Below are 12658 nucleotides of genomic sequence, written 5' to 3' on the forward strand. Positions count from 1 at the left end.
TTGCTAAAATAGGAAAATATATGTAATGTAAAACCATTTTTATATCAATGGCCTCATATGATAAAAAAACGGCCGCCCGGAATTTCCGGGCGGCCGTTTTTACGAATATATAAGAAAATTATACTTCCAGTTGTTTTGCCAGGGCCTCGTTAAATGCACTGATAGGGCGCATGGCGCTGTCGGCCAGCTTGTCATCGGGTTCGTAATAGCCCCCTATGTCTACGGGCTTGCCCTGTATGGTATTGAATTCGCCAACGATTTCCTGCTCCTTGCTCTGCAGTTCACCGGCCAGCGGGGTAAACTCGGCTTTCAGTTCGCTGTCCCTGTCCTGCCCCGCCAGGGCCTGTGCCCAGTACAGCGCCAGGTAAAAATGACTGGTCCTGTTATCGGGTTCACCTGTCTTGCGCGAAGGAGAACGGTCGTTTTCGAGGTATTTTTCCGTAGCGACATCCAGTGCTTCGGCGAGCACAATGGCCTTGTCGTTACCGTATTTGTTCCCGAGGTGTTCCAGCGAAACCGCCAGGGCCAGGAACTCTCCGAGAGAATCCCATCTCAGGTGGTTTTCTTCGAGGAATTGCTGTACGTGTTTCGGGGCAGATCCTCCGGCACCCGTTTCAAACAGCCCTCCGCCGTTCATCAGCGGAACGATGGAAAGCATTTTGGCACTGGTACCGAGTTCCAGTATGGGGAAAAGGTCGGTGAGGTAGTCCCTCAATACGTTTCCTGTTACCGAAATGGTGTCTTTCCCGGCCTTTAAACGCTCCAGGGTGAATTTTGTGGCTTCGGCAGGGGAAAGTATCCTGATGTCGAGCCCTTCCGTATCGTGCCCGGGAAGGTATTGTTTTGCCTTTTTGATCAGTTCGGCATCGTGTGCCCGTTTTTCATCCAGCCAGAAGACCGCGGGGGTCTGTGTGGCCCTGGCGCGGTTTACGGCCAGTTTTATCCAGTCCTGTACCGGGGCATCCTTGGCCTGGCACATCCGCCAGATATCCCCTTTTTCCACGGGGTGAGACATAATGACCGCCCCGGAACCGTCGGTAACTTCCACCGTGCCGTCTGCAGGGATCTCGAAGGTCTTGTCATGCGATCCGTATTCCTCGGCCTTCTGGGCCATAAGCCCTACATTGGGAACCGTTCCCATAGTGGTAGGGTCAAAAGCGCCGTGTTCCTTGCAGAAATTTATGGTTTCCTCGTAAACACTGGCATAGCTGCTGTCGGGTATGATGGCTTTGGTATCCTGGGGTTTGCCGTCCGCATTCCACATACGTCCCGAATTTCTTATCATGGCCGGCATAGAAGCGTCGATGATCACATCGCTGGGCACGTGGAGGTTGGTGATCCCCTTGTCGGAATTTACCATGGCCAGGTCCGGGCCGTTGGCGATACACGATGCTATTTCTGCGAGAACAGCTTTCCGGTCTGCTTCCTCAAGGCTTTCGGCTGCGGCAATGATATCACCCAGGCCGTTATTGGGGTCGCCGCCGGCCTTATCCAGCAAATCACCGTATTTTTCAAATACAGGAGCAAAGAACACTTTTACCGCATGCCCGAAGATGATGGGGTCGGAGACCTTCATCATGGTGGCCTTCATGTGGAGGGAGAGCAGTACGCCCTGTGCCCTGGCTTCTTCAACCTGTTGTTGCAGGAAGGCGACAAGTGCTTTCCGGCTCATGACCGTACCGTCTATGATCTCTCCTTTCAATACGGGGAGGCTTTCCCTGAGCACCTGTACACTGCCGTCATTTTTTTTCAGGCTTATTTTTAGCGTATCGTTTTGAGACAGGGTAAGCGATTTCTCGTTATGCATGAAATCTCCTGCGCTCATGGTGGCCACATGAGATTTCGAATCTGCCGTCCAGGCTCCCATGGAGTGGGGGTGTTTCCTGGCGTAATTCTTGACGGCTTTCGGGGCCCTCCGGTCGGAGTTGCCTTCGCGTAATACGGGGTTTACCGCACTGCCTTTTATTTTGTCGTACCTGGATTTGATCTCTTTTTCCCTGTCGTTTTCAGGGTCGTCGGGATAGTCGGGAATGGCGAATCCCTTGCCCTGTAGCTCTTTGATGGCTGCCGCAAGCTGTGGTACCGAGGCACTGATATTGGGCAGTTTTACGATATTGGCATCGGGATTCCTGGCGAGCTCTCCCAGTTCCGCCAGGTCGTCGCTTACGCGTTGTCCCTCGGTGAGAAAGTCGGGAAAAGCGGCCAGTATGCGTCCGGAGAGGCTGATATCCTTAACCTCGATGGCAATTCCTGAAGATTTTGTAAACGATTGAATTACGGCTAATAAAGAACGTGTGGCGAGGGCAGGAGCCTCATCTGTTTTTGTGTAAATTATCTTGGGTGTGTTCGACATGATTTTGAAAGGTAATTTGTGTGAAAAAATATGTATTCGACGCTTTTAAAGCGATAGCAAATATACAATTAAATGTAAGAATGGCGGGGGCAAACGGTTCAAAAAATGGCAGGAAACACGGTGAAATTGTTAGAAACTTTAAACAGTTTCTTATAACGTAAAAAAGGAGGGTGTCTTTGTAAAAAACAAAAGCCATATCACTACTTCATGTAATGATATGGCTTCCGGAAACAGTGTTTCGGTTGTTGTTTTTCCCGGTATTATTACCAGGATTGCAAACTCCGGTTGCCGGACCGTCTCACCATTTCCTGCGGAAATATCCTGAAATCCTGTTTCGGGAATATTTCCTCACGCTTTCCGGTAACTGCTTTTCCGGATCATTGCGATCCGGTATTGCCGCGATCATTGAAAATGCAGGTATTTTCAATGTCGCTGTTCCGTTAAGACAATTCCATGAATTGCTCCTGCAACGGAACTACCGTTTGATCAGCGTGTATTATTAAAGAACGTGTCTTGGTTTGTTTATGATATAAAATTAGGAAAAAATAAGACGGGAAAAAAGAAAACAGGAGATTAAAAATCAACATGTTATGAACCGGGGTTATTAACAATGGTTAATAAAAAAGGCCATCTTCCGGGAAGACGACCTTTTTGATCTTTTGCGAAGGAACAAAAAATTACCTTCGGATTTCCTTGATCCTTGCCTTTTTACCTCTGAGATTTCTGAAGTAGAATATACGGGCTCTTCGTACTTTACCTTTTTTGTTTACTTCGATTTTCTGTAATGCAGGCATGTTGACGGGGAATATACGTTCTACCCCCACAGTGCCGGACATCTTACGGATGGTAAAGGTTTCGGAAGCTCCGCTTCCCCTTCGCTGAATAACCACTCCCCTGAAGAACTGGGTACGGGTTTTTTCACCTTCCTTGATTTCGTAGTATACCGTAATGGTATCTCCCGCAGAGAATTCCGGGAAATCCTTCCGGGTCACAAATTCGTCCTGTACAAATTTTACAAGATCTTCCATGGTTAAAAGATTTATAAACGTTTATTCGAACCAACATTCACGTCCTTCGCCAGAGGTTGATCTGAAATCGGGTGCAAATGTAAATATTTCTTTTAAATTAAGCAATTTGTTGTTCATTAAGTTTACCTGAATAACCCGGCTTCGGATCCCTCAACCTCTCCTCCGTACTATTGCATGTTTTATAAATATAAATTATATTTGTATATTTTAAATATAAATCACCATGATGACATTTACCAGTACATTACCGGACGACCTGATGTTTCAGTTGAATCAGAAATCGAAGGAGCTGAAACTCCCGAAAAACAAGCTTATAGAAAAGGCCCTTAGAATTTATCTCGATCAGCTCAATAAAGCCGCCTATATACAGTCGTATAAAAGGATGGCCGAAGATACCGATATTCTGCTTATGGCGGAAGAGGGGATGACGGATTATCTGTCTGATATAAAACGCACGGAAAATGACGAATAATTTTCAGCAGGGCGAGATATGGTATGCCGACCTGAATCCGGTCAGGGGCAACGAGCAGTCGGGCTACAGGCCGGTGGTCATCGTAAGCGGAAATATGCTCAATACTTACCTGAACCTTGTTATCGTTATGCCGCTTACCTCCAGGATAAAAAACTACAAGGGCAACCTTGTGCTGGCGCCCGATCCGGGGAACGGACTGGAAAAGGAGTCTGAGGTCCTGATGTTCCATATCCGTTCCATAGCGAAAGAGCGATTGGTAAAACGGACGGGCAGGATTTCCGACCGGGAATTAGGCGAACTGAAAAGAGGGTTCGACGATATCTGGAGGTATTGACCCGGAGACCCCGCTGGCATCCCCCGGATTCTACCCGGTCATTACATTAATTATACGGTTTGCACGGGGCATTGACCGAAAATAAAAGTATGAGGTTGGCCCGAACTGGTTTTTTCGTAGTTTTATGACCGGATAAGAGATAGATAAAAAAATCATATGAAGTTCAGATTATTTTTACTCCACACCCTGTGTGCCGGCCTGATGATGCCCGTTGTGGCACAGGAACACCTGACGTATCAGAAACCACCGCAGGAAATTGTGGAACTGGTGGATATCAAAAGGCCGCCGCAGGTGATTACAGACAGCAGGAAGGAAAATATGCTGCTCTTATACCGCAACAGTTATAAGACCATTGCAGAGCTTTCCGAAGATGAGCTGCGCCTGGCGGGCCTGCGCATTAACCCGAAAACCAATATCTCCAGCAGGGCTACATATTACAATAACATCGAGATCAAAAAACTGAAGGCTGCAGCAACAACCCCGGTACAGGGACTGCCGGAAAATGCCAGGCTTGCCAATCTCCGTCTTTCCCCCGACGAGAAGAAACTGGCTTTTACACATACTACTGCAGATGGTGTGGAAGTATGGGTACTGGATATTGCATCGGCTACGGCCAAAAAACTGACCGGTGCCACGGCCAATGCCAATATGGGCAATCCTGTCAGTTGGTTCAGGGATGGTAAATCGCTGCTGGTACGGATGCTCCCGGAAGACCGTCCTCCCCTTATAGATACCGGGGAAGCTGTTCCTGCCGGCCCTACGGTGACCGTGAGCAGCGGTATTCTGGCCCAGAACAGGACATACCAAGACCTGTTGAAAAACAAGGACGACGAATTTAATTTTGAAGTACTGGCTACCTCCGAACTCTACAAGGTGGGCCCGGATGGCAGTAAGACGCTCTGGAAGGAAAAAGCCATGTACGGCAGCGAAAGCTTTTCACCGGATGGAAAATATGTTAAAGTGGTCACCATACAGCGCCCTTTTTCATATATCGTTCCCCTGAACCGTTTTCCCATGACTACTGCGGTGTATGACACCAGCGGCAAGCTGGTAAAGACCGTAGAGGAAACCCCGCTTGTAGAAGATCTTCCGAAAGGGTTTATGGCGACACGTACAGGAAAACGGAATATCAGCTGGAGGGCAGACCAGCCTTCGACCCTGGTATGGGTAGAGGCCCTCGACGGGGGCGACCCGGAACAGGAGGTCCCCTTCCGGGATGAATTGTTTACGCTTGGGGCCCCGTTCAGCGGTGAGCCGGTATCCCTGGTAAAGACCATCAACCGTTTTTCCGATATCACCTGGGGTAACAACCGCTATGCCGTACTTACGGATTACTGGTGGAATGACCGGAATACCAAAACTTACGTATTCGACCCTTCCGCCCCGGGAGAAGAGGCCAGGGTAGTGTTTGACCGGAATTACCAGGACAGCTACAGCGATCCCGGCGAATTCGAGACCGAAAAGAATGAATACGGGGTTAATGTCTTGAAAATGGAGGGTTCCAAAGCTTATCTTATCGGGGAAGGATATTCCGAAAAGGGACAATTTCCTTTCCTGGATGAAATAGATCTTTCCAGTCTTAAGACAGACCGGTTGTATCAGTCGGCATTTACCGACAAACTGGAAGAGATAAGTGCGGTTATAGATGCTAAAAAGGGCGAGGTCCTCGTTCGGATAGAGTCCGGCAACGAGTATCCCAACTATTTTATACGGAACCTCCGGAAGAGAATGGCCCCCATTCCTGTTACCGATTTCAAAAATCCCTTTACCAGCATTGCGGATGCACATAAGGAAGTGATCACCTATAAGCGGGATGACGGCCTGGAACTCAGCGGTACGCTGTATCTTCCTCCCGGGTATGATACCGGTAAGAAGGAAAAGCTTCCCATGATACTGTGGGCATATCCGCGGGAATACAAGGACAAGAACAGTGCGGCACAGACGACTTCCAACCCGAATTCGTTTACCTACCCGAGTTATGGTTCGCCCGTATACTGGATCACCAGGGGGTATGCGGTGCTGGACAAGGCGGCATTTCCCATCATAGGAGAGGGAGATGAAGAGCCCAATGATACGTTCAGGGAGCAGCTGGTAGCCAACGCAAAAGCGGCCATAGATGCCGTGGATGCCCTGGGGTATATAGACCGTAACCGGGTAGGTGTGGGCGGTCACTCTTACGGGGCTTTTATGACGGCCAACCTGCTGACGCATTCCGAGCTGTTTGCCGCCGGTATAGCACGTAGCGGTGCCTACAACCGTACGCTGACCCCTTTTGGGTTCCAGAGTGAAGAAAGGAACTATTGGGAGGCCCCCGAAATCTATAACGGGATGTCGCCTTTTATGCACGCCGATAAAATGAAGACCCCGCTCCTGCTAATCCACGGTGCTGCTGATAACAATTCGGGAACGTACCCGTTGCAGAGCGAGCGCTACTTTAATGCCCTGAAAGGCTTCGGCGCCCCGGCAAGACTGGTCATGCTGCCCAGGGAAAGTCACGGTTATTCCGCCCTGGAATCCGTGCTGCACGTATTGTGGGAACAGGACCAATGGCTGGAGAAATATGTGAAGAACAGGGAGTAAGTTATTGAGTTACTAAGTTATTGGGTTATTGAGTATTCCACTTAATAACCTAATAACTCAATAACTTAGTAACCTAACCCCCCACCTTGATAAAAAACCTTTCCGTAGCCACCTCGATATCCTCGGGGTTTACGGCACCGGCCAGTTTCTGCCATGTGGTAGTGGGCTGCAGCCGCTCTTCCCTGCCGTTTACGGTGATGTCTACGGGCATGTCAAAATCCTTTACATCGGCTGCCCAGCGGTATACTGTTCCGTTCCCTTTTTTCTTTAATTCCAGTACGGGAATGTCCTTGTAGCGGAGGTACTGGTCAAAGACCGGTTGCAGGTGCAGGCCGGTTTCGTGTTCGAAGAAATTGACTACCATCTCGGTATCCACGATCATGTGTTTAAAGGTTTCGCTGTAGTCTTTTATCAGTTTCCACCAGGTGTCGTCGTCATTGATGATATGCCTGATGGTATTGAGCATAAGGGCTCCCTTGGGATACATATCACCGGAGCCTTCCTTATTGACCCCGTAATCGCCTATAATGGGCCTGTCGTTGCTCACATTCCGGCGAAGCCCGTTGATATATTTTTGTCCGTCTTCATAGCCCCACCGGCATTCTACATATACGGCTTCACTGTAGGTGGTAAACCCTTCGTGTATCCACATATCGGCAATATCGGAAGAGGTAATGCTGTTGCCGAACCATTCGTGGCCGGTTTCGTGAATGATGATAAAATCCCATTTGTTCCCTACCCCTGTACCGGAGAGATCGCGCCCCAGGTACCCTTTCATATACCGGTTCCCGTAAGCCACGGCACTCTGGTGTTCCATCCCGAGGTGAGCGGTCTCCACGAGCTTGTAACTGTCTTCCTTAAAGGGGTATTCCCCGAATTTTTCCTGGAAGCAGTCCATCATGGGCTTTACCTCCTGAAAGTGTTCCCTGGCCTTGTCCAGGTTATAACTCAGCACATAAAAATCCAGGTCCAGGCCCTTATAGGTTTCGCCGAAGTGAACATAATCACCTATGTTAACGGCTACATCGTAATTGTTGATGGGGTTTATCACTTTCCAGTCCCACCGGGTATAACCGTTGCCGAGGTCTTTTTTCCCGGTAAACCTTCCGTTAGAAACGTTCATCAGGCCGTTCGGAACAGCAACTTTAATGGTCATACCGTTTTCCGGTTCATCGCTCTGGTGGTCTTTATTGGGCCACCAGGCACTCGCCCCGGTACCCTGTACGGCGGTAGCGATCCAGGGTTTGCCGTTTTTGTCCGTTTTCCAGTCGAATCCCCCGTCCCAGGGCGCCCTTTTGGCTGCAATGGGCTGCCCGGAGTAATAGAAGGTAATGCTGTCTTTCCTGTTTTTTCGGAACCCGGAAGGGTAATCTATAAACACGGCATTGTACTCCCTGCGATAGGCCAGCTGGTTTCCGTGGCAGATAACAGAATCGACCTCCATGTTCTCGAAAAGGTCGATCTGTATGGTGTTTAACTTCTGTTGCGGGATAAACACTATGCGGTTGTACCCGGAGATATATTTTGCCTCCGGATTTACGGTAATGTCAAGGTGGTATTCCCTGACGTCGAAGTTGCGTTCCGTACGCAGCGACCCCCTCAGGGTATCGCCCCGGGTGTAGCTGTCTTTTTCCTGCATAAGCTGTGCCCTGGCGGGCTGAAATCCGGCGAGTATCAGGGCCAGAAGGAAAATTCTTTTCATAAGTATTTTTTGTTTAGTAGCGATATGGTTTTTTAGTTCTTAGTTCGTAGTTTGTTAGTTCTGAACTCCCGGCTTCGAGCTTCCTCTCACACCTGTATAACCCCGGGGTTGTAAGATTTTTCAATGGGGGCATGGTTCGCGGCTTCTATTCCCATACTGATCCATTTCCTGGTATCTGCAGGATCTATCACGGCATCGGTCCACAATCTTGCTGCTGCATAGTAGGGGGAGGTCTGCCGGTCGTACCGCGATTTTATATCGTTAAAAAGCGCTTCTTCCTTTTCTTTGGTGATAGGCTCTCCCTTTTTTTTCAGGGAAGCCTTTTCTATCTGGAGCAGTACCTTTGCAGCCTGGGCACCCCCCATAACGGCCAGTTCGGCACTGGGCCATGCAAAGATAAGCCGGGGGTCGTAAGCCTTTCCGCACATGGCATAATTCCCGGCTCCGTACGAATTGCCGATCACTACGGTAAACTTGGGGACCACGCTGTTGCTCACCGCATTGACCATCTTGGCGCCGTCTTTTATAATGCCGCCGTGCTCACTTTTGCTGCCTACCATAAAACCGGTAACGTCCTGGAGGAATACCAGGGGTATTTTTTTCTGGTTGCAGTTGGCAATAAAACGGGTGGCTTTGTCGGCACTGTCGGAATAAATAACCCCCCCGAACTGCATTTCGCCCTTTTTGGTCTTTACCACTTTCCGCTGGTTGGCTACGATACCCACGGCCCAGCCGTCGATTCGGGCATATCCCGTAAGCAGGGTCTTGCCGTAGCCGGCCTTGTACTCTTCAAACTCAGACCGGTCTGCCAGCCGTTTTATGATCTCCTTCATATCGTACTGGTCGGCTCTCGACCGCGGCAGGATACCGTAAATATCCTCCGGGTTCTCAGAAGGAGGGGCAGGGGCGGTACGGTTAAACCCCGCTTTGGTAAACTCCCCGGTTTTATCCAGGATGTTCTTTATGGTATCCAGGGCATCCTTATCGTCCCTTGCCTTGTAATCGGTAACCCCGCTGATCTCGCAATGCGTAGTGGCCCCTCCCAGGGTCTCGTTGTCTATGGTCTCCCCGATAGCGGCTTTTACCAGGTAGCTTCCGGCCAGGAAAATACTGCCTGTTTTATCTACGATAAGGGCTTCGTCGCTCATTATGGGGAGATAGGCCCCTCCCGCCACGCAACTGCCCATTACGGCGGCGATCTGTATAATGCCCATGCTGCTCATAAGGGCATTATTGCGGAAAATGCGCCCGAAATGTTCTTTATCGGGAAAGATCTCGTCCTGCATGGGCAGGTATACCCCCGCACTGTCTACCAGGTAGATGATGGGCAGCCTGTTTTCCATCGCGATCTCCTGTGCCCTCAGGTTTTTTTTCCCGGTAACGGGAAACCAGGCACCTGCCTTTACCGTGGCATCATTGGCCACCACAACACATTGCCGTCCTTTTACATATCCCATCTTCACCACCACCCCTCCTGACGGACAGCCACCGTGTTCCTCATACATGCCGTCTCCGGCAAAGGCGCCGATCTCTATGTTCCGGCTGTCCTTGTCCAGCAGGTAATCGATACGCTCTCTCGCCGTCATTTTCCCTTCGGAATGCAGCTTGTCGATACGTTGCTGTCCGCCTCCTTTCTTGATACGGCCCAGCCTGTTCCGGTATTCCGATACCAGCAGTTTGTTATGGTCTTCGTTCTTGTTGAAGTTGATGTCCATGCCTTTCGATTAGAATGTGGCTAAAATACAAAAAGAAGCGCGAAGTTCTAATTTCCGGGGATATTCCGTAAATTGCTTCCCTTTAAAAGAGATAGTAATGGGAATGAATAAAAATGCCATATTCGGTTGGGCATCCCTGATCATGTTTCTCGTGGGTACCGCCCTGGTGCTCCTGGGAGTGTTGAAGTATCGGGATTACGCCATAGGTTTTTCGGTGGCGGGGATCGGCTTTTTTGCCATGTCGTGGATTTTTAATGCGCTTAAAGGAAGAATTTGAAACCATAAACCATGGTGAGTTTGCAAACGAGAAAATGGACGGAAGTCCGGAGTCCGGAGTCGGGAGTTGTCATTCCGACGAAGGAGGAATCTGCGGTCTTTCGGAGATGCTGTTGAAGTTCCTTTGATCGTGGGGGGAGATTCCCTGCCTGGCCGGCAGGCAGGTTCACTCCACTGCGCTGTGTTCTGAATGACAACTTCAATGACAACGAACTAACAACTAAGAACTAAGAACTAAGAACTAAGAAACTACAAACTATAAAACATCATATAATGTCAGACGATAAGAAGGTCATTTTTTCAATGTCGGGTGTTTCCAAGACGTACCAGAGTACCAACAAGACAGTACTTAAAGACATTTACCTGAGTTTTTTCTACGGGGCCAAGATCGGTATCCTGGGGCTTAACGGTTCGGGAAAGTCGACTTTGCTGAAAATTATCGCCGGGGTAGAGAAAAACTACCAGGGCGATGTGGTGTTTTCCCCGGGGTATTCCGTGGGATACCTCGAGCAGGAGCCGCAGCTGGATGAAAGCAAAACCGTATTGGAGATCGTAAAGGAGGGCGTTGCCGAAGTGGTTACCGTTCTGGACGAATACAACAAGATCAACGATATGTTCGGGCTGCCCGAAGTGTATGAGGATGCCGACAAGATGCAGAAACTGATGGACCGGCAGGCGGAGTTGCAGGACAGGATAGATGCCACCAACGCCTGGGAACTCGACACCAAGCTGGAAATTGCCATGGATGCGCTGCGTACTCCCGATCCTGAAACCCCGATAAAGGTATTGTCCGGGGGAGAGCGCCGCAGGGTAGCCTTATGCCGACTGTTGTTGCAGCAGCCCGATATCCTGTTGCTCGATGAGCCTACCAACCACCTCGATGCCGAGTCGGTATTGTGGCTGGAACAGCATTTGCAGCAATACAATGGTACGGTTATAGCCGTAACGCACGACCGTTATTTCCTGGATAATGTAGCCGGATGGATACTGGAACTGGACCGTGGGGAAGGTATACCGTGGAAGGGGAATTATTCGTCCTGGCTCGACCAGAAAGCAAAGCGCCTGGCCCAGGAACAGAAACAGGCCTCCAAACGGCAGAAAACCCTGGAACGGGAGCTGGAATGGGTGCGTATGGCACCCAAGGGAAGGCAGGCCAAGCAAAAGGCCCGTCTGAACAACTACGACAAACTGCTCAACGAAGACCAGAAACAGCTGGACGAAAAACTGGAGATCTATATACCCAACGGGCCAAGACTGGGGACCAATGTCATCGACGCCAGGGGAGTGGCCAAGGCCTTCGGGGATAAATTGCTGTACGATAACCTCAATTTTAAACTACCGCAGGCCGGGATTGTAGGGATCATAGGCCCGAACGGCGCCGGTAAGACCACGATCTTTAAAATGATCATGGGAGAGGAAAAACCGGACAAGGGAGAATTTATCGTGGGCGATACGGCGAAGATCGCTTATGTAGACCAGCGACATGCCAATATAGATCCTGAAAAATCGATATGGGAAAATTTTTCAGACGGACAGGAGCTGGTCATGATGGGGGGCAGACAGGTGAACTCGCGTGCGTATCTCAGCCGTTTTAATTTTTCGGGAAGTGAGCAGAACAAGAAGGTATCTGCCCTGTCGGGCGGGGAGCGCAACAGGCTGCACCTGGCGATGACCCTCAAAGAAGAAGGAAACGTATTGCTGCTGGACGAGCCTACCAACGACCTGGACGTGAACACCCTTCGCGCCCTGGAAGAAGGACTGGAAAACTTTGCCGGTTGTGCCGTGGTCATTTCACACGACCGTTGGTTCCTGGACCGGATCTGTACGCATATCCTCGCTTTCGAGGGCAATTCGGAAGTATATTTCTTTGAAGGCGGCTTCTCGGATTATGAAGAGAACAAACGAAAACGCCTGGGGACTGATGTTACACCCAAGCGCATTAAGTACAAGAAGCTGATCAGGGAGTAATTATCCCGTATCCGTAAACTCAAAGGGATCGGAAAGCATTTTTTTATAAACGCAGTTTCGATCTCTTTTTTATTTAGATAGCCTCTCAGATATTCAGTGATAGCTTCAGGCTCCCGCCCAATCCTTTCCTGATGATCCGCATCAAAGTCGAAAGCCGGATATCACTTGCATTATTTTCTATCCGGGAAATATAGCTTTTTGTGGTGCCTACTTTATCCGCAAGTTGTTGT

9 protein-coding genes and 1 pseudogene are annotated in these 12658 nt (G+C 49.6%); 5 read left to right on the forward strand and 5 right to left on the reverse strand.

Annotated elements, in window-relative coordinates:
• Positions 1 to 118: 118 nt before the first annotated feature.
• Both DN748_RS16425 and rplS read right to left on the reverse strand, forming a co-directional pair.
• Positions 119 to 2353: an NADP-dependent isocitrate dehydrogenase gene (locus DN748_RS16425; RefSeq protein WP_112372921.1), complete on the reverse strand. Its 2235-nt coding sequence runs from the start codon at positions 2351 to 2353 to the stop codon at positions 119 to 121.
• Between the two features lie 677 nt (positions 2354 to 3030).
• Positions 3031 to 3381, reverse strand: coding sequence for a 50S ribosomal protein L19 (gene rplS / locus DN748_RS16430; protein WP_112372922.1), 351 nt, complete (start codon positions 3379 to 3381; stop codon positions 3031 to 3033).
• Between the two features lie 223 nt (positions 3382 to 3604).
• Between rplS and DN748_RS16435 the strand changes: the two genes are divergently transcribed.
• From DN748_RS16435 to DN748_RS16445, 3 genes are all read left to right on the forward strand, one after another.
• The gene (locus DN748_RS16435) at positions 3605 to 3853 is read left to right on the forward strand and encodes a CopG family transcriptional regulator (protein WP_112372923.1); all 249 of its coding nucleotides are present in this window, start codon (positions 3605 to 3607) and stop codon (positions 3851 to 3853) included.
• Positions 3843 to 4187, forward strand: a complete 345-nt coding sequence (locus DN748_RS16440) for a type II toxin-antitoxin system PemK/MazF family toxin (RefSeq protein WP_112372924.1) — start codon at positions 3843 to 3845, stop codon at positions 4185 to 4187. Before DN748_RS16435 ends, DN748_RS16440 begins: the two co-directional genes overlap by 11 nt.
• A 156-nt stretch (positions 4188 to 4343) precedes the next feature.
• Positions 4344 to 6767, forward strand: a complete 2424-nt coding sequence (locus tag DN748_RS16445; protein ID WP_112372925.1) for a S9 family peptidase — start codon at positions 4344 to 4346, stop codon at positions 6765 to 6767.
• Between the two features lie 73 nt (positions 6768 to 6840).
• On the opposite strand, the gene DN748_RS16450 is transcribed toward DN748_RS16445, so the two are convergent.
• Positions 6841 to 8469 (reverse strand): M1 family metallopeptidase, encoded by a 1629-nt coding sequence (locus DN748_RS16450; protein WP_112372926.1) that lies wholly within the window; start codon positions 8467 to 8469, stop codon positions 6841 to 6843.
• Between the two features lie 86 nt (positions 8470 to 8555).
• Positions 8556 to 10184 carry an acyl-CoA carboxylase subunit beta gene (locus DN748_RS16455; RefSeq protein WP_112372927.1) on the reverse strand — a complete coding sequence of 543 codons (1629 nt, stop codon included), beginning with the start codon at positions 10182 to 10184 and terminating at the stop codon, positions 8556 to 8558.
• A 97-nt stretch (positions 10185 to 10281) separates the two neighbouring features.
• Between DN748_RS16455 and DN748_RS16460 the strand changes: the two genes are divergently transcribed.
• A complete protein-coding gene (locus DN748_RS16460; RefSeq protein ID WP_112372928.1) occupies positions 10282 to 10461 on the forward strand; it encodes a CAL67264 family membrane protein in 180 nt (59 codons plus the stop codon).
• Between the two features lie 272 nt (positions 10462 to 10733).
• Positions 10734 to 12428 carry an energy-dependent translational throttle protein EttA gene (gene ettA, locus DN748_RS16465; RefSeq protein WP_112372929.1) on the forward strand — a complete coding sequence of 565 codons (1695 nt, stop codon included), beginning with the start codon at positions 10734 to 10736 and terminating at the stop codon, positions 12426 to 12428.
• Positions 12429 to 12513: 85 nt separating this feature from the next.
• Here the strand turns inward: ettA and DN748_RS19390 are convergent.
• A pseudogene (locus tag DN748_RS19390) lies at positions 12514 to 12654 on the reverse strand (helix-turn-helix domain-containing protein); the annotation flags it as partial.
• Positions 12655 to 12658 lie beyond the last annotated feature (4 nt).

It is taken from the genome of Sinomicrobium soli (genome assembly GCF_003285545.1).
In the GTDB taxonomy this organism is placed as follows: Bacteria; Bacteroidota; Bacteroidia; order Flavobacteriales; family Flavobacteriaceae; genus Sinomicrobium.